Here is a 17,970-nt window from a genome sequence, read left to right as displayed (position 1 = left end):
ACGGAGGGGTAAGATGAATTGGCCTGAAAAAGTGACAATTAAGGAAGTGGGTCCGCGTGACGGGCTGCAAAATGAAAAGGTCATGATACCTGCACAAAGCAAAATAGAATGGATCGATCAGCTCTCTGACACGGGATTATCTTATATAGAAGTGACTTCTTTTGTCCATCCAAAGTGGATTCCCCAATTGAGTGATGCCGCCCTTGTTGCTAAGGGAATAAAGCGCAATCCCGGTATCACTTATGCGGCCCTTGTACCCAATCAAAGGGGACTGGAGTCGGCTCTTGAAGCTAATATCGATGAAATTTCCGTGTTCATGTCATCCAGTGAAACGCATAATCTTAAAAATATTAATAAATCGATCTCTGATACCTTTCCAATAATGAAGGATGTCATCGGGACAGCAGCAAACAGCGGGAAAACGGTTAGGGGCTATATTTCAACTGTTTTCGGCTGTCCTTATGAAGGGGAGGTTTCGACCGAACAGGTTTTCCGTGTTTGTGATCAACTGTTTGAATATGGAATCCATGAGGTCTCATTGGGTGATACCATTGGGGTCGCATCTCCAAGACAGGTCGCCTTGTTCCTAGAACAGGCAGTAAAAAGATATGATATAAGCCGAATTGCCCTCCATTTTCATGATACAAGGGGTATGGCACTCGCAAATGTCCTTGAATCACTGAATTATGGTGTTGACACTTTCGACTCTTCGCTCGGAGGATTAGGGGGATGTCCGTATGCACCAGGTGCGAGCGGAAATGTGGCAACAGATGACCTGATCCATATGCTACATAAAATGGGAATTCAAACGGGAATCAATCCAGAAAAATTAATGAAGGCTGCGGCCATGATGCAAAGCTTTTTGGAAAAACCATTGCCTAGCCATCAGATGGCTGTTTATAACGCACAATAAGAGAAATTGAGGTGAATTTATGACTTCATTAGTGGAGATCAGTCATGAAGATAATGGAATTGCCCTCGTGACTTTAAACCGGCCTGATGCTGCTAATGCTCTATCCACAGAACTGCTTCATTGCTTAGTTGAAGGGCTGTATGAATTGAGAAGAGATTCCAATTTACGAACGGTCATTTTAACGGGAGCAGGTAAAAAGGCGTTTTGTGCAGGTGCGGATCTTAAGGAACGAGCAGGTATGAATGATGATAAAGTCAGGGAGACAGTCAAGTTGATTGGTGACACGATTACGGCTGTAGAAAACCTTCCAGTTCCTGTCATCGCCGCGATTAACGGTTCGGCTTTTGGCGGAGGGCTGGAATTGGCACTCGCTTGTGACATACGCATCGCATCGGAAACGGCTAAGGTTGGACTGACAGAAACGTCATTGGGCATCATCCCAGGCGCCGGCGGTACTCAGCGACTGCCGCGGATAGTCGGAATGCCGACAGCGAAAGAACTGATTTATACGGCAAGGAGGTTGGATGCAAAAACCGCACATGCCTTGAAAATCATCAGTCATGTATACTCACCCCAACATTTACTAGAGGAAGCGAAAAAATTGGCTGGGGAAATTGCAGTCAATGCCCCATTAGCACTCAGGGCTGCAAAAGCGGCGATCAATCAAGGGGCTGAGACTAATTTGAAAACAGGATTGCAAATTGAAAAAGACTGCTATCAGACAACTTTAAAAACCCGTGACCGACTGGAGGGTCTGTCAGCATTCAAGGAAAAGCGCAAACCGGTTTTTAAGGGCCAATGATTTCAATTGAAGGAGGAACAGGGATGGTAACGACGGATAAACTAACCGAAACGGTTGAAACGATTAAAAAAGGCGGTTTAGAAAAATATCATCAAAAAAACGCTGAAAAAGGAAAGCTTTTCGTACGTGAACGGCTAGAGCTGCTTTTCGATGAAGGGGTTGAAATAGAGGACGCATTCTTTGCTAATTGTGCCAGTGATGGATTACCTGCTGATGGTGTAGTTACAGGCATCGGGAAAATCAATGGTCAGAGGGTCTGTGTCATGGCCAATGATTCGACTGTAAAAGCTGGTTCCTGGGGAGCAAGGACCGTCGAGAAAATCATTCGCATTCAGGAAACAGCTGAAAAGCTGCAGTTGCCGCTTCTTTATTTAGTCGATTCTGCCGGGGCACGAATTACGGATCAAGTAGAAATGTTTCCGGGACGCCGCGGAGCAGGACGCATCTTTTACAACCAAGTGAAGTTATCAGGAAAAGTCCCGCAAATTTGTCTATTGTTCGGTCCGTCTGCCGCAGGCGGGGCATATATCCCAGCTTTTTGTGATATTGTCGTAATGGTTGATGGCAATGCATCCATGTATTTAGGTTCACCGAGAATGGCAGAAATGGTCATTGGCGAAAAGGTAAGCGAAGAGGAAATGGGCGGGGCGAAAATGCATTGTTCTGTTTCAGGATGCGGCGATGTGCTTGTCAAGTCGGAAGAAGAATCCATCGCGTTTGCGCGCAGATACTTAAGCTATTTTCCAGGAAATTATCAAGAAAGACCTAAAAGCGTAAAACCTGAGCTGCCTGCAGATTTCGAAAAAACATTGGAAGACCTGATTCCCAAAAATCAGAATGCACCCTTCAATATGTATGACCTGATCGATAGGGTTATAGACAGGCAATCGTTTTGTGAAATCAAGAAACTATTTGCACCCGAATTAATTACTGGGCTTGCAAGGCTAAATGGACAAACGATAGGGATCATAGCCAATCAGCCGCGTGTCAAGGGCGGCGTCCTGTTCCATGATTCAGCTGATAAGGCAGCCAAGTTCATCAATTTATGTGATGCTTTCCATATACCGCTGTTGTTCCTGGTGGATATTCCAGGATTCATGATTGGGACGAAGGTCGAACAGGCTGGGATCATTCGCCATGGTGCGAAAATGATTTCGGCCATGAGTGAAGCCACGGTTCCCAAGATTTCTGTCATTGTCCGTAAGGCTTATGGTGCTGGACTATACGCGATGGCTGGTCCCGCTTTTGAACCGGACTGCGTACTTGCCTTACCGACGGCATTGATTGCGGTCATGGGGGCAGAAGCTGCGGTCAATGCAGTCTATGCCAATAAAATAAATGCGATGGAACCAGAAGAGCGCCCGGCATTCATCGAACAGAAGCGCAATGAGTATAATGAAGATATCGATATCTACCGCTTAGCCTCCGAAATGATTGTTGATGGCATCATCCAGCCAAATGACCTGCGTGATGAATTGAGCACCCGGTTTGAAGCGTATAGCAGTAAGCAATTGACATTTACCGATCGTAAACATGGAGTCTATCCCGTTTAAAGAATTCAATAAACAAGCCCGGTCATCATGACCGGGCTATTTATCATGTATGAAAATAAATGATTTTTTAAATAATTAGAAAATTTTTCTGATTTTGAGTTGCTAAATTACACAAGGAAGAGTACTATAATTAGTAATTAATGATTTACTAATTACTTAATTCCATACTTAGTGAAAGAAAGTGAGAGTTGCCATGGCTCAGCAGGAAAAAAAGAAATATATTACTCCAGATGGATATACGGCAGATATTGCGATCTTTACGATTACTACGAAGAAAACGGCAGAGAAAGCCCCGCCTGAAATGTTTTTGAAGCTATTATTAATCAAACGTGCCACAAAAGATAAGGAAGGAAGCCCCAATGTAGAAGGAGATAAATGGGCCTTACCCGGAGGTTTCGTCAATGCTGGCGAGACTGCTTATGAAGCAGCTAAACGAGAATTAAAAGAAGAAACGGGTGTAGCTGGATTCCATGTCAAGCATTTCGGGGTTTATGACCGGCCGGGACGCGATCCCAGGGGATGGATCATATCCAATGCTTTTTATGCAATTGTCCAGGAAGAGTTTCTTCATCAAAGAAAAGCGAATGACGATGCAGCCGAAGTTGAATTGTTCACGATTCAGGAAGCCTTACAATTAGATCTCGCATTCGATCATTATACAATTATAAACGATGCGATGAATTTAATGAAAAAAGAAATGGTGCAAACGACGATAGCCCAAAAATTCCTGCCGGATGAATTTACACTTTCTGAACTGCAACGGGTTTTGCTGACAGCCAGAGATGATGCAAAAATCAGCGCTGACTCACTTTTTTATGCAAAAGCCCCGAAACTCCCGTTTTTGGAGAAAGTCTTGGATGAAAAGGGAATGCAGAAGAAAACGAAACGTAATTCGTATCGGCCTTCACAGCTTTACCGATTTAATGCAGAGGTTGTCATGGACTCTATTTACTATTGAGGGGGAATCGTGCAATGGGAAAAAAGGCATTGATCAATATAGATTATACGTATGACTTCGTGGCAGACGGGGGCTCATTGACCTGCGGGAAGCCAGGCCAGGATATCGAGAAGGCTCTTGTCAGTATAACCAAGGATTTTATAGAACAAGGTGAATACACGGTCTTCGCGATTGATTTACATGAAGAAGGAGACCGCTTACATCCCGAATCGAATTTGTTTCCACCGCATAATATTAGCGGTACAATGGGTAGAGACCTATACGGGGCGTTAAAAGAGGAATATGAAACAAATAAAAATCAAAAGAATGTTCATTATATAGATAAAACACGTTATTCGGCCTTTGCAGGAACGGACCTTGATATCCGTCTAAGGGAACGTCACATTACCGATGTATATTTAGTCGGGGTTTGTACAGATATCTGTATTTTGCATACGGCAATGGACGCTTATAATCTAGGCTATAAAATCTTTGTATATGAAAATGCAGTAGCCTCGTTCAATGATGCCGGTCACCATTGGGCGCTTGGACATTTTAAAGGATCTCTTGGAGCAACCATTCTATAATATTCATTAACGTAACAGAATAGAAGGGAAGCGAATGCTTCTCTTTTGGGAGGAACTATCCATGGAAAAAAAGTACAACGACGACAGTTACGCATTACACACTGATCTTTACCAAATCAATATGGCCCAAACTTATTGGCAGGACAAAACACATAACCGAAAGGCAGTTTTCGAAATATTTTTCAGAAAGCTTCCATTTAACAGCGGATATGCGATTTTTGCGGGACTTGAAAAAATTGTCCATTACCTTCAAAACTTTTCCTTCTCGGAAAGTGATATCGACTATTTAAAAAATGATCTGCACTATGATGAAGAATTTTTGGATTATTTGCGAAACATCCGTTTCACGGGAGCGATCCGCTGCATGAAAGAGGGAGAGCTTGTCTTCGGCAATGAACCGATTTTACGGGTGGAGGCACCGCTCGGTGAGGCTCAACTCATTGAAACTGCGCTGCTTAACATTGTGAACTATCACACACTCGTGGCAACAAAAGCTTCGCGCATCAAACAGGTCATCGGTGAAGAATCTGCCCTTGAATTCGGTTCAAGGCGGGCGCAAGAAATGGATGCTGCAATTTGGGGAGCGAGAGCGGCCTATATTGCTGGTTTTGATTCCACTAGTAATGTACGTGCTGGAAAGCTGTTCGGCATTCCGGTTTCAGGGACTCATGCACATTCCATGATCCAAGCTTATAAAGATGAGTATACCGCTTTTCATAAATATGCTGTTTCCCATAAAGACTGTGTATTCTTGGTTGATACTTACGATACATTGCGTTCTGGCATCCCGAATGCAATCCGTGTTGCCAAGGAACTGGGCGATAAAATCAATTTCATTGGCGTCCGTCTTGACAGCGGTGATTTAGCTTACTTATCAAAAGAAGCACGACGTATGCTTGATGCTGCAGGGTTCCATGATGCGAAGATTGTCGCATCAAATGACTTGGATGAATATACGATCATCAACCTGAAACAACAAGGAGCAAGAATAGACATTTGGGGCATCGGAACCAAATTGATTACGGCTTATGACCAGCCAGCGCTCGGTGCCGTTTATAAAATGGTTTCAATAGAGGGTGAAGATGGGAATATGAGAGATACCATCAAAATTTCTTCTAACCCTGAAAAGGTTACGACACCTGGCTTAAAACGAGTATATCGAATCATCAATAAAGTGAACCATCATGCTGAAGGTGATTATTTGGCGATGGAATATGAGAAGCCGCAGGAACAGGAAAAATTAAAAATGTTTCATCCTGTCCATACCTTCCTAAGTAAATTCGTCACGGATTTCGATGCGGTTGATCTCCATGTGGATATTTTCAAAGATGGAAGTTTGATTTATGAATTGCCAACCATAGATGAAATCAAGGCATTCACGCAAAAAAATCTCCAAGTATTATGGCCGGAGTACCTGCGTGCACTTAATCCTGAAGAATACCCGGTAGATCTAAGCCAGGATTGTTGGGATAATAAAATGAGGAATATAGATGAAGTTAAAGCCAATGTAGAAAGAATGCTAACGAAATGACAATCCTATTTTATTAGAAAGCGGGGCTTTGCCAATGCGTCCATTACAAAAAGAAATCGTAAAAAAATTACTTGTCCAACCAACGATCGATCCTGAAGTCGAATTCAGGAAAAGTGTTGATCTATTAAAAGGGTATATGAATAAAAATACGTTTCTGAAAAGCTTTGTACTTGGAATATCTGGAGGGCAAGATTCAACACTGGCGGGGTATATTGCCCAAACCGCTGTCAATGAATTGAATGAAGAAACGAATAGCAGCGACTATAAGTTTGTTGCTGTAAGCTTGCCATATGGAGTACAGGCTGATGAAGATGACAGGCAGCTTGCGTTAAAATTCATCAAGCCAAGCCAAACGGTTACAGTCAACATCAAGGAAGCGGTGGATGCATCAGTAAAAGCTGTGGAAGAAGCAGTTTCTGAAAAGCTATCGAATTTCTTAAGGGGAAATGTTAAAGCACGTGAGCGAATGAAGGTACAATATGATTTAGCTGGACTTTATAAAGGCGTCGTGCTTGGTACGGACCATGCAGCAGAAGCGATCACAGGTTTCTTTACGAAACATGGTGACGGCGCAGCGGATATCCTTCCATTATACCGATTAAATAAAAGGCAAGGAAAAGAAATCCTGAAATTCGTCGGTGCGCCTGAGCGTCTTTATACGAAAATACCAACGGCCGATTTGGAAGATGACAAACCCTTACTTCCTGATGAAGCGGCTTTAGGCGTTAGCTACGATGAAATCGATGATTACCTTGAAGGCAAGGAAATCAGAACGGAAGCTGCTGAAATCATCGAAGGTTGGTATACTAAAACCGAACATAAACGCAATGAAGCCATTAACGTTTATGATACTTGGTGGAAATAAAAGAAGCTGATAAGTTTTCCCGCATCACATAAGATGCGGGTTTTTTTGCAAGAACATAACGAGCACCTTGGCCAGCACATCAGTATTGAAATTTTACCGGCAAAGGGGAAAACTAAATGTCGACTCAACATATGGATTTATCCAGGATTATTGAAGAAACGAGCAAGGGAATTGGATTCTCGGGTGTAATCGGTGTGAAAGCGGGAGATGACCTGATTCATAGCTCAGCACATGGCTATTCCAATCGAGCGGATGAAATCATGAATACGACCGAAACAAAGTTCGGAATTGCTTCTGGGTGTAAACTGTTTACGGCGATAGCCATTTGCCAGTTAATACAAAAAGGGAAACTTAGGTTCGATTCTAAGCTTAAAGACTGTCTTCCAATCGTGTTTCCTGATTTTAACCAAAACGTAACCATACATCACCTCTTAACACACACTTCGGGCATTCCTGATTACTTTGATGAAGAAGTGATGGAGGATTTTGAAGAGCTTTGGCAGAAAAATCCGATGTACCATATAAAAAGATTAAAAGATTTCCTGCCAATGTTTCAAGATGAGTTGATGATGTTCGATCCTGGGGAAAGATTTCATTACAATAATGCAGGCTATATTTTACTAGGATTGATTGTTGAGGAACTTACTGGACTTGAATTTTCCGAATATATAGACAAGAGCATCTTTCTGCCTTGTGAAATGATAAATTCCGGTTATTTTTCCATGGACCAGCTTCCTAAAAATACTGCATTAGGGTACATTGACGAAGAAAATGGAGCATGGAGAACAAATGTTTATTCCCTTCCGATCAAAGGCGGTGCGGATGGAGGTGCGTATATTACAACATCAGATATGTTCAGGTTTTGGGAGGGGTTATTTTCCAATCAATTACTGAATCAAGCATATACCAATCTTTTATTGAAGCCCCATATTGCTACGGAAGATAAAGGGGATTACTATGGATACGGCATATGGATAAGTAAAAAAAATGAAGCGATTTTCAAATATCATCTTATGGGGTATGACCCGGGTGTAAGTTTCAATTCAGCGGTATATCCGGCAAATCGATTGAAAACCGTCATTACTTCAAATGAAAGCACGGGTCCATACCATATTACTTGCGCGATTGAGAAAGAATTATAAAAACAAATAGAACCTTTCAACGAGTAAAGGGTTCCCTTTGTTTATAGTCAATGTGAATTCAATCATTGATATCCTGTTTTAGATTTAAAAAGGGACGGAATTGCATCCAATTGCTCCATTGTTTCCAGAACTTCTGGATTTTCAAGTAAAGATAATTCACCTGTATCTTTATTCAAGATGCGGCGCATTTCTTGTATTGGGAAGAACTTTAAGGAGGTAGATTGCTTTAGGTATCAAGGCTTTTTCAAACAAAGAATTTGTATATTTAGATATCTTGAAGTAGAGTATATTTAATATAACATTATTTTAACCGGTATTTTCCGATGGAGGTTCTTTTTAATTTATGAAGGCAAGATATGAACTCGCGAACATGAACTTAACAGTAAGCAATGTGACTTTGCGTAATGCGGCGGATAGTTATGTCCTCTTGAAAGCTGCAGATGATCAAAATAATGAAATCACGATCAAGCTTTCCCACGATCAAGCGGAATTCCTGGAAGCGGAATTAAGGGAAGTAAATCGCCGTCGCAGGGAAAATAGTCCTGATATATCTGGAAATGACCAGGAACGTATTAATGACGACGATTCTTTCAATCTGTTTAGCATTGATTTATTCAATGAAAGTGATCCGAAGTAATTGATAGTATATGCTTATTTACCCCGAATCAAATTTTCTTCTCTGTAACCTTCCTTGCGATTTAAGATGATGCTACAGAGAGTTTATCATTCCCGCCAATACAAAATCCGAATTTAAAGTTATTGAAAGGCCATTAGGAATGTTTTAAGCAAGGTGACCTATCGTTACCTTTATTTTGATTGCTTGAAAAAATTCTTCACCAAAAGGAATATGGATGATAGTACTGCAAAAATCATGAAAAATACGATGAACCCCCAAAGGCCTACCGCCGCATCTTGAAACTCCATATTCCCCCTGCTGGTAAGGGCTTGCTGTATTTCAATGGCGAAAACTAAAACAACCATGACTGTAAAGGTATAAAGGAAAGAGAGTATCGTTATCCCAAAACGCATCCGGGAAATTAAATTAGATAAAAATAACACGAACAAAAATATGATGATACCGATGATTCCCATTATCCAAAAATGCAAATCTTTATCCGTTGCATTTGAATTTAATGTGTCACTCACAAAGAATAGGATGAAATCGTGAAGATTATTGACGATTTCAGCTAATATCTGGATTATTTCTTTCATTTTTCACACCTCCAATCCTTAGATTATAGCAGGTTATAAATCTATATAGAAGAGGGGGTTGCCAGACTGACCTTCGATGGAAGTATTATGAAATCATAGACATGCTAAGGGAAGTATATTCCGGGTAACGTAAAAAAAGCATAAGTGAATGAATTGTGAAGTCAGGACATTCAACGTCAGTTTAACTAAGGTTATACTTAATAGATCAACCAAATTACATAAAAAATTAAAGTATAAGCCATTCATGGAAAGTAGGTGTGTCTATTTCCAATGTTTTAATGCCTTTAGCGATCTTAGCCATGGTTGTTTTGATCGGTTTCTTTATTATAATGCTAGTAAAAAATATCTTTACTTAATGCTTTCATGGTTGGAGGAAAAAAGAATGAATGATGTACATAATCATGTGTTAACGGTAATTGATTTTATGAAAACCGGTCACAAAACTTGCTTTGTGAAAGTCATCGGTTTTGATGGTGAATCCGGGCAGGATTTTGAAGGCGAAGTTAAGTTTGTCGGTGATTTGCCTTTTGGGGATTTGATACATCCTGAGCGGTCACATCTATCTTCCACTTGCAGGGAGTTTGTTCGGGATGATTTGTTGCACAGATACAATATAGGGCAGTTTGAATGAAGTGGGGGCAATTTTTATAGAGAATCCAATGAGATGACATTCTGCCCACTTGTTTAAAATTGGTAAAATGCAGGGTATAAAGAATATGGTATGTAGGAACTTTTTTATGCCAATCTTCTCTTTTAACTGACAAAATAGCATATTTCTCCCTATTTAACTCTCGGACTTTAATCCTTATAATGTTAAATAGGAAAATATGACATTTAGTGTAGGATTATACTGTTTCTGAGGTGAGTTTCATGGTTTATGCAGATATTTTGAGTAATATACACTCTGCTATCTCCAGTAAAAAAGCTGATTTGAATGTGAAAATTGAACGTTTAGAAAATGCGAAAAACGATATTATAAAAGAGCAGAGCATGTGTCTGAACGAGATTAGGAAAATAAAAGACCCTGAGCTAGGTGGCAGCTGGACAGGGAATCGCTCGGATCAATTTCAGGAAGCCCGTCATGATGCCTATAATGTGATGTTTAGTATCATTCATGACGATTATGACGATTACCAATGGAAAATCGAGGCAATGATTACAAAGCTGAATGCCGAAAATACTCTACTGAGCATAGCAGGGAATATAGCCCAAGAAGCCGACTCCCTTTTGAGCAAAGGCGAAGAGGCATTTGAGCAGCTGGAAAGTAAAATATCAGATTTAAAAAGGCGGTTGTTTTAATGACGACAATCAAACTGAATCATCCTGCCGTAACGAAGCAAGTCGATCAGGTGAAGACGGCACTTGGTACAGTCACGCTTGGAAATTTGCCGGCAGGCGAGCTTGGCAACAATAAATTGGAATTCACCTCGAAATGGATCGACCGGGAAACGAACCTGGAGAAGGTCTTCGAGCAATATATCAAAATCGTCCAGAAAAACGTGGAAGATACCCGTGCCAACATTGACTTATTAAAAGAACAGGATGAAGCCATCGCCCATGCGTCTTCACATGGGTATCAGCCGCGATGAAAATATATGAAGCCAAGACATTGACGGCCGCAACCAAGTCGCGCGCCAAGCAATATGAAGAACTAAAGAAGGAAGTCACAGCCCTGAAAAAGGAATTTCAGGGCATCGTCGGCCTGGATAACGAGTTTCAAGGGGCCGGTGCCGCCGCCATCAAAAGCTTCTATGAAGCGCAAATCGAGGTGGCCGACGCCTGGATGGAACTTTTCACGACCCAGATCAGTTTTTTGGAAGGCATTCCAGCCAGCCTGGAAGAGGCGGACCTCTCCGGAAATACGGTGGTCGAGGTTCCCTTTTTAGATGGCGAAGTGTCGAACGGCATTAACCAAGCGAAGTCGCTTGTCGATGAACAAGCGAACGATCTCCAAAGGATCCTCGACAGCATTGACGATATCCTGCCTCTTGATAGGTTCGACCAAAAGGACTTTAATGAAAAAATCACGCTAGCCGGACAGAGGCTGGATGACACCGTGACAAAGGTCGAGAATGTCGACCGGCAATTGGTCGAGGAATATGATGTGTCCGTCGGGCAGGAAAACGTGGCCGTTGGCCTCTTCCGCGCCTTACTTGACGCCACCAAACAGGACGGCACCGTTTCTCCGATGACGTTCAACCAATCGGCCTTCAAGAATAGTGACGTCTATCAAGTGAAGGATGAAGTCGCCGATCAGATGAAAGACTATCAAACCTTCAAAAGACAACAAGCCGAAGCCCGGAAAATCGAACAAGAAATGGAAGAACTCGAAAACCGCCCATGGTACGAAAAAGCCTGGGATACGACAAAAACCTTTACAGGGGAATTCACGGGATATTATGATTCAATCAGGGCATCAACCGGAGTCGATCCAGTAACGGGCCGCAAGCTGTCCGAAGCCGAACGAATCGCCGCTGGCGCCATGGCAGCCGCTGGATTCATCCCCGTCGTCGGCTGGGCCGGCAGGGCCATCAAAGGCGGCAGCGCCATCTACAAAACGGCCAAAGGGCTCAACGCAGCGAACCACGCCCTCGATGCCTATAAAACGACAAAAGGCTTTAGCCTCCTCCAGAAAACCGAATACGGGATATATGGACTCCTCGCAGCCAACGGCCTCGGTGAAGCAGTCACCGGCAAAGACATGTTCGGCAACCAGCTAACCGAGGAACAGCGCCAGAACGGACTGTTGATGGCACTCGGAATCGGCGGTGTGGCAGGTGCGGCGAAAGTCGCAGATAAAGTAGCAAGTGGTACAAGGTTCGTCCCATACAGTAAGGAATTTGCGCAAAAGCAGGTACAGAAAGTTCAAGCTACAATAACAGATATAGCGAGATCAGGGAAAACCACGTTAAAAAATATAGGTGAAGAACTAGGTAAAAAAGAAATCCCTAAACGGATAAGTATGGAACAAGTTTCCCTTGCAGGAGGACCAACTCTTCGCCAAGTTGTGATGGAAAAGCAGACAATTAAGGAAGCCTTTCAGAAATTTACGGTGAAGGATAGAAAAGTAGAGGGTGTTTCAGGGAAGAATATTCCTAAGGGTACGGGTAAAGGTAGTAAGAGTGTTGATGATATAATTAAAGACGGTAGTCATTTTTTAGATGAGTTTAAATTAAAGCCAAATGTTAAATATGAAACAAATGGATATCGATATCAAACAGACGATTTAGGAAGAATTGAGAAGGCTTCAGGAGAGTTAACGTTGGAAATGGGTGTTCGTGATACCAAACATCAGTTAGCTGCTGGAGGGGATGAGAGAATAATAGCTCCTAGTACTAAAGGGGATCATGGAGGACATTTAATCGGTACTCAATTTAATGGTTCTCCTCTTATCGATAATATAGTTGCAATGAATGGTAATGTTAATGTAAGTGCTTATAAAAAACTTGAATATGCTTGGGCAAAAGCTTTAAGAGAAGGTCAACATGTTTCGGTAGATATAAAACCAATATATGAAGGGCAGTCTTTACGACCAAGTAGATTTGAAATAAAGTATAAAATTGATGGTAAAAAATCTGTGGAAGTCTTGGAAAACATATATGGAGGTAAATAAATGAATAAAGAAAAAATGGAGCAACTATATCAAAATATAGGACGACAATTAAATTTTATTATTCCTGAATCTTGGGACAAAGTATTATTATATTCTGAAGTAACAGAGTGGAGTAATCGAACCTATTTCTACTATTATCCTCATAATAAAGAAACACCTATTTATAGTTTAGATATTGAAGATATGGATAATGTTAATGAGGACGAAGTTAATAGACAATTACACCAATTATATGAATCTCTAAGAGAATTATGGGATGAATTTAAAAATCAAAAACAAGAGCAGTGGACTAATTTAACATTAGAATTGACATCAAATGGAAAATTTAATATTGATTATAATTATAGAAATTTAGAAAATGATGATAGCTATGAGCAACAAGTAATTTGGGAATATGAAAAATTAGGCATAATGCCAAAAGCGAATAGAAAACGGGATTTCAAGATAATTGAAGAATATAAAAAAATTAAGAATACTACTAAATAAACATACCTGTTAATAAAATTTTAATTTATGGTTGACTATGGTTAAGATAATCTTTCAGATGCAGATAATCACGAAAGAAGGGGTATTTGGGAATACACTTGCTTGGGTCTTTTACCTGAATCTGAATATGATAAGAGTATTTTAGAAGAAAACCTTAAGAATGAATATTTGAGGACAAGAAGAGCTTGTTCTTTTGGATGACCTTAACGCAAAAGTTAAGGTCTTTTGTCTTTTCATTGTTGAAATATGAAAATGTATCATCTTACTCCATATCAGGCTCCTCAGATAATAGGCCGTGAGGACTTAAAATCATATAGATTTACTTCAAGGCAAGGCGGCTTAGAAAAAAGGTAGCGAGTGGTACAAAGTTCGTCCCTTACAGCAAGGAATTTACGCAAAAGCAGGTTCAGAAGGCAAAAGCATTCGGTCGGCAAATTGGCAATGTGGAAGTACCTCTTCGTATCAGGGTCGAAGAGTTAGCCACGGCGTATGGAAACAACTACAAGCATGTCACTTTTGATAAAACGACTATTAAGGATATTGTACAGAAGTTTGCGGTGAAGAGTGATGGTGGTAAGGGTTTAAATGGAACTGGAAGTAAATCGGGTATTAACATTGGAAAAGAGGATTTGGAAACTCTTAGAAAAAAACTAGGTGTTCCTAAAACTCAAACAATCGCTATTGGAAAAACAGATGTAAAAGGTTTAGAAGGTAAAATATTTGAGGGTGGCTCACCTAAAGTTAGAAAAGAAGCAGGTTTACCAAGTTTGGATGAACTTTATCCTGGTCGTGAAATTAAAGCTCCTTATAATAGAGCAATAAGAGGCCATGCACAGTTCATGGATCATGCAGAAGAAGGTATAATAGCTGAATTTGAGGATGCTGTTAAAAAAGCACGTCTTAAACCAGAAGATATGAAGGGAACACTATATATTCATCAGTCTAATCCAAACGGAATTTGTAATAAATGTACAAAAGGTTTGTTTGATCCTGTTCCAGATGATGAAAGAGGAATATTTAAGCAAATGACTGATATGTATCCTAATTTAAAAATTAAGGTATCGACTGAAATAAATCCTAGTTTACCATATCCAAGAGATACATTGTCCTATGAGGTAATAAATGGTTTGCCAGAAAATGTGGTTAAAATAAGAAAATAAGTAGGGAATGATAGTTATGGATTTTATCGATAATCTAAACGCAGTGGCTAAGGTTGCAATAGGATTGGTAATAGCTGAAAATATGTATAACATAATTAGTACGGATGAACCCGGATATAAAACTGGTAGAGAAGCTCTAGATTCTTGTTGGAAATGGCTTGAAGGTGAAAAAATCGATGCGGATGATTTGTGTAACTACATAGATAGCGAAGATTATGTAGATGTAGCTGAGTTTGCAAATAAAGAAAAGGATGTACAAAAACAATATGCATGGTATTCAGTTTTAGATGCTGTTTCTTATACAACTTATCAAGCATATAAAAAGGAAAAAAGAGAATTTGTTCCTCAAGTGGTTGAAGTGATTGATGACGAAACGTTAAGAATATTAGGTGAAAATGCGATTGAATCTGGTTATTTTAAGATTGAAAGTCTAATTAATGTAAAAAAATACTTATTGGAAAACTATTCATTAAACGATAATATTGAAACCTATAATTATATAAAAAGGGATAGTTTACCACTGACCTAAAAACAAAAAAATAGACCTTCTTCCTAAAGGGAGAAGGTTTTTTTTATCTGAAAAAGGTGAGACTTTTTGATTATATTTATCTATTTACTCAATTCATGGGACCAATTGAATAAGGGAGAATCAATGAAGTTGAAAAGATTATTGATGATTACAAGTGACTATCTCTTACAAAAGATACTATCCTCCAATTATTGTTATTAGAAAACCAACAGAAGGGGATACATGGGATCGTCCATCGAGAGTATAGACACATTGGTGCTCAATCAAAAATAAATAGAAAAATAGGTAAGGTTAGAGAAGGGTTAATATGACATTAATGAGCAGTGAAAATTCAGAGATTTAATATCTTGGGCAAAAGCTTTAGACAGTAATCCTCCTAAAACAGTTGAAGTGAAAATATATCCTGTGTATGAGGGAAATTCAACTCGACCTACAAGTTTCGACATAGAGTATAAAATTGACGATGGTCGTTGGGAGTTAAGAACATTTGAAAATAGAGCAGGAGGATAAAAAATTGAATGAATCAAAACTAAATGACTATTATCAAAAAATAGCTCAAACTGTAAATGAGATTATTCCAGAAGAATGGAGTAAAGTAATTTTGTATGGAGAAATTACTGAAGGGACAGGGACTGCGTTCTTTTTCTATCAGTCTAATATTAATGATACACTTATATATAGCCATGATATCCCTGAACTACATAGTATTAGTAGAATGGAGTATAGAGAAACATGGCGGAGGTTAATAAAGGTCTTAAAAGAATTATCAGATGAATTTAAAAATAATAATCAAAAACAATGGACCAATTTAACTTTTACTTTAGAAAGTACAGGGAAATTTAAAGTTGACTATGATTATGAAGATCTATCAGATGCAGATGATCACGAAAGAAGGATTATTTGGGAATATACTCGATTGGGTCTTTTACCTGAATCTGAATATGATAAGAGTATTTTAGAAGAATACCTTAAGAAAGAATGATGTAGGGCAAGAAAAGCTCGTTCTTTAGTATGACCTTAACGGTAAAGTTAAGGTCTTTTCATTGTTGATATGAATATGTATCATCTATCGGCTCCTCAGATAATAGGCCGTGAGGACTTAAAATCATATAGATTTACTTCAAGGTAAGGTGGCTTAGAAAAAAGTAGCAAGTGGTACAAAGTTCGTCCCTTACAGCAAGGAATTTGCGCAAAAGCAGGTACAGAAAGTTCAAGCTACAATAACAGATATAGCGAGATCAGGGAAAACCACGTTAAAAAATATAGGTGAAGAACTGGGTAAAAAAGAAATTCCTAAACGTATAAGTGTGGAACAAGTTTCCCTCGCAGGAGGACCAAGCCTTCCCCAAGTTGTAATGGAAAAGCAGACAATTAAGGAAGCCTATCAGAAATTTACGGTGAAGGATAGCAAAGTAGAGGGTGTTTCAAGGGAGAGTATTCCTAAGGGTACGGATGAAGTTACACCTAAAAAGAAAACTGTACCGGTTTGGCTTAAAGAGCGATGGGAAGCAGGTAATAATTTTAATAAGGAAAATCGTCCTCGTTACCCTTATAATGAGGTAGAGTTGGAAGCGAAAGAAGTAGGCGGCAAAAAGTACGTAGTTGATTCATATGCACCCAATAAGGAAATAGTATCGAGAAAATTCACTCAACTTAGTGAAGTGCAAGAAAAGACAGCTAAGAGTTACTTAAATGAAATTACAAAAAAATATCCTTCAGGCTCTAAAATATCAAATGGCTCTTTTAATCCAAACGCTCTCAAAGGAGGGCGACTTAAAGGTGAATTAATATTAGAAGTGCCAGTTCAAAATAAACTAATTCCGCAAACAATTCTTGATGAAGCAACAAAAAACAGAATTATTATTAAGGATATTAATGGGAAGGTGTATAATTGACTATGAAAGTTTATTATTGTGACGAGTGGTCAGATATCAAAAAAAAGCCTTGGAACATTCTTGATGAACGTACTGCATACACATGCCATCAAAAACATGAACCATATACGGCGGTATTAACTGAAGATGAAAAACCTCAATATATTGTAAATGTAACAAATGAATGGGTTTCTGTAAGTTTTTATGATGATTTCACTCGTAAGTATCTAAATTATGACTTTGAAGTTATGAATGATGGAAAGATTTTTTTAAGAACAGCAATGTATTGGGAATATGATGATGAAACTGATAAGGAAGTAAGTAGCTTGATTTTGGGCTTCCGAGAAGATGGCTATATAGCAATGGAAAAGAGAGACTTTACAACCGGTTCAGTCGAGGAACGCGAAATTAGCGATACCCTTGAAAGAAACTGGGACGTATTTCCTGATTTTGGTCAGTACATTCATTTGTGCAAAGAGGAAAGATAACGGGTTTAGAGCACTCTCCAGTGCCGAAGCTAGATATACAAAAGGTTGTCATATATCAGTAACACATAAGGCAAGTGAACTAAAGATAAATAAAATATTGAGTTAGACAAAAAGAAAAATGATACTTATAAAATAGAGACTCCATGAAGGTAAAGCCATCATGGAGTTTTTTTAAAATGCAATGATAACGAAAAAAGAACGGGAACTGGGCGAGATGACATTTTACATGGCTGGATGTGCAGTTTAATCTGCTAAATGAGAGCTTACCGAATAAGGTG

The 17,970-nt window shown here is 39.6% G+C and carries 21 protein-coding genes; 20 read left to right on the top strand and 1 reads right to left on the bottom strand.

Annotation, left to right across the window (positions count from 1 at the left end; genetic code table 11):
• Positions 1–13: 13 nt before the first annotated feature.
• The 9 genes from FNK51_RS18320 (at position 14) to FNK51_RS18280 (ending at position 8,967) form a co-directional block, all read left to right on the top strand.
• Entirely contained in the window at positions 14–913 is a 900-nt protein-coding gene (locus tag FNK51_RS18320; RefSeq protein ID WP_141994229.1) for a hydroxymethylglutaryl-CoA lyase, read from the top strand.
• 19 nt (positions 914–932) lie between these two features.
• Positions 933–1,715: an enoyl-CoA hydratase gene (locus tag FNK51_RS18315; RefSeq protein WP_141994228.1), complete on the top strand. Its 783-nt coding sequence runs from the start codon at positions 933–935 to the stop codon at positions 1,713–1,715.
• 23 nt (positions 1,716–1,738) lie between these two features.
• A complete protein-coding gene (locus tag FNK51_RS18310; RefSeq protein ID WP_179891086.1) occupies positions 1,739–3,268 on the top strand; it encodes a carboxyl transferase domain-containing protein in 1,530 nt (509 codons plus the stop codon).
• Positions 3,269–3,461: 193 nt separating this feature from the next.
• Positions 3,462–4,226, top strand: coding sequence for an NUDIX domain-containing protein (locus tag FNK51_RS18305; protein WP_141994227.1), 765 nt, complete (start codon positions 3,462–3,464; stop codon positions 4,224–4,226).
• A 14-nt stretch (positions 4,227–4,240) separates the two neighbouring features.
• Positions 4,241–4,792 (top strand): cysteine hydrolase family protein, encoded by a 552-nt coding sequence (locus FNK51_RS18300; RefSeq protein WP_141994226.1) that lies wholly within the window; start codon positions 4,241–4,243, stop codon positions 4,790–4,792.
• A 61-nt stretch (positions 4,793–4,853) separates the two neighbouring features.
• On the top strand, positions 4,854–6,323 hold the full coding sequence (locus tag FNK51_RS18295; protein ID WP_141994225.1) for a nicotinate phosphoribosyltransferase: 1,470 nt from the start codon (positions 4,854–4,856) through the stop codon (positions 6,321–6,323).
• A gap of 34 nt (positions 6,324–6,357) precedes the next feature.
• A complete protein-coding gene (nadE, locus tag FNK51_RS18290; protein ID WP_141994224.1) occupies positions 6,358–7,188 on the top strand; it encodes an ammonia-dependent NAD(+) synthetase in 831 nt (276 codons plus the stop codon).
• Positions 7,189–7,304: 116 nt separating this feature from the next.
• Positions 7,305–8,330, top strand: coding sequence for a serine hydrolase domain-containing protein (locus FNK51_RS18285; RefSeq protein ID WP_141994223.1), 1,026 nt, complete (start codon positions 7,305–7,307; stop codon positions 8,328–8,330).
• Between the two features lie 343 nt (positions 8,331–8,673).
• A complete protein-coding gene (locus tag FNK51_RS18280) occupies positions 8,674–8,967 on the top strand; it encodes a hypothetical protein (RefSeq protein ID WP_098373753.1) in 294 nt (97 codons plus the stop codon).
• A 170-nt stretch (positions 8,968–9,137) separates the two neighbouring features.
• Here FNK51_RS18280 and FNK51_RS18275 read toward each other — a convergent pair whose 3' ends face one another.
• Complete coding sequence (locus tag FNK51_RS18275) at positions 9,138–9,542, bottom strand: hypothetical protein (RefSeq protein WP_098373752.1); 405 nt, start codon at positions 9,540–9,542, stop codon at positions 9,138–9,140.
• 382 nt (positions 9,543–9,924) lie between these two features.
• Between FNK51_RS18275 and FNK51_RS18270 the strand changes: the two genes are divergently transcribed.
• The 11 genes from FNK51_RS18270 (at position 9,925) to FNK51_RS18220 (ending at position 17,692) form a co-directional block, all read left to right on the top strand.
• Positions 9,925–10,173: a hypothetical protein gene (locus tag FNK51_RS18270; RefSeq protein ID WP_141994222.1), complete on the top strand. Its 249-nt coding sequence runs from the start codon at positions 9,925–9,927 to the stop codon at positions 10,171–10,173.
• A gap of 239 nt (positions 10,174–10,412) precedes the next feature.
• Complete coding sequence (locus tag FNK51_RS18265; protein WP_098373750.1) at positions 10,413–10,841, top strand: YwqH-like family protein; 429 nt, start codon at positions 10,413–10,415, stop codon at positions 10,839–10,841.
• Positions 10,841–11,131, top strand: a complete 291-nt coding sequence (locus tag FNK51_RS18260) for a YwqI/YxiC family protein (RefSeq protein ID WP_141994221.1) — start codon at positions 10,841–10,843, stop codon at positions 11,129–11,131. The genes FNK51_RS18265 and FNK51_RS18260 overlap by 1 nt, the downstream gene beginning before the upstream one ends.
• A complete protein-coding gene (locus tag FNK51_RS18255) occupies positions 11,128–13,155 on the top strand; it encodes a T7SS effector LXG polymorphic toxin (protein WP_141994220.1) in 2,028 nt (675 codons plus the stop codon). The genes FNK51_RS18260 and FNK51_RS18255 overlap by 4 nt, the downstream gene beginning before the upstream one ends.
• On the top strand, positions 13,156–13,641 hold the full coding sequence (locus FNK51_RS18250; protein WP_141994219.1) for an immunity protein YezG family protein: 486 nt from the start codon (positions 13,156–13,158) through the stop codon (positions 13,639–13,641). It abuts the gene before it with no gap.
• Between the two features lie 443 nt (positions 13,642–14,084).
• Entirely contained in the window at positions 14,085–14,801 is a 717-nt protein-coding gene (locus FNK51_RS26665) for a hypothetical protein (protein WP_181762296.1), read from the top strand.
• A 16-nt stretch (positions 14,802–14,817) separates the two neighbouring features.
• Positions 14,818–15,330 carry an Imm6 family immunity protein gene (locus FNK51_RS18240; protein WP_141994218.1) on the top strand — a complete coding sequence of 171 codons (513 nt, stop codon included), beginning with the start codon at positions 14,818–14,820 and terminating at the stop codon, positions 15,328–15,330.
• A 342-nt stretch (positions 15,331–15,672) separates the two neighbouring features.
• On the top strand, positions 15,673–15,840 hold the full coding sequence (locus tag FNK51_RS18235; RefSeq protein ID WP_141994325.1) for a DNA/RNA non-specific endonuclease: 168 nt from the start codon (positions 15,673–15,675) through the stop codon (positions 15,838–15,840).
• 4 nt (positions 15,841–15,844) lie between these two features.
• Positions 15,845–16,312, top strand: coding sequence for an antitoxin YezG family protein (locus FNK51_RS18230; protein WP_141994217.1), 468 nt, complete (start codon positions 15,845–15,847; stop codon positions 16,310–16,312).
• A gap of 325 nt (positions 16,313–16,637) precedes the next feature.
• On the top strand, positions 16,638–17,225 hold the full coding sequence (locus FNK51_RS18225; protein ID WP_286178765.1) for a hypothetical protein: 588 nt from the start codon (positions 16,638–16,640) through the stop codon (positions 17,223–17,225).
• Between the two features lie 2 nt (positions 17,226–17,227).
• Positions 17,228–17,692, top strand: coding sequence for a hypothetical protein (locus FNK51_RS18220; RefSeq protein ID WP_141994323.1), 465 nt, complete (start codon positions 17,228–17,230; stop codon positions 17,690–17,692).
• Positions 17,693–17,970 lie beyond the last annotated feature (278 nt).

It is taken from the genome of Bacillus sp. B4EP4a (genome assembly GCF_006680105.1).
Classification (GTDB): Bacteria; Bacillota; Bacilli; order Bacillales; family DSM-1321; genus Peribacillus; species Peribacillus simplex_E.
This window is presented reverse-complemented; position numbering and strand designations above follow the sequence as displayed.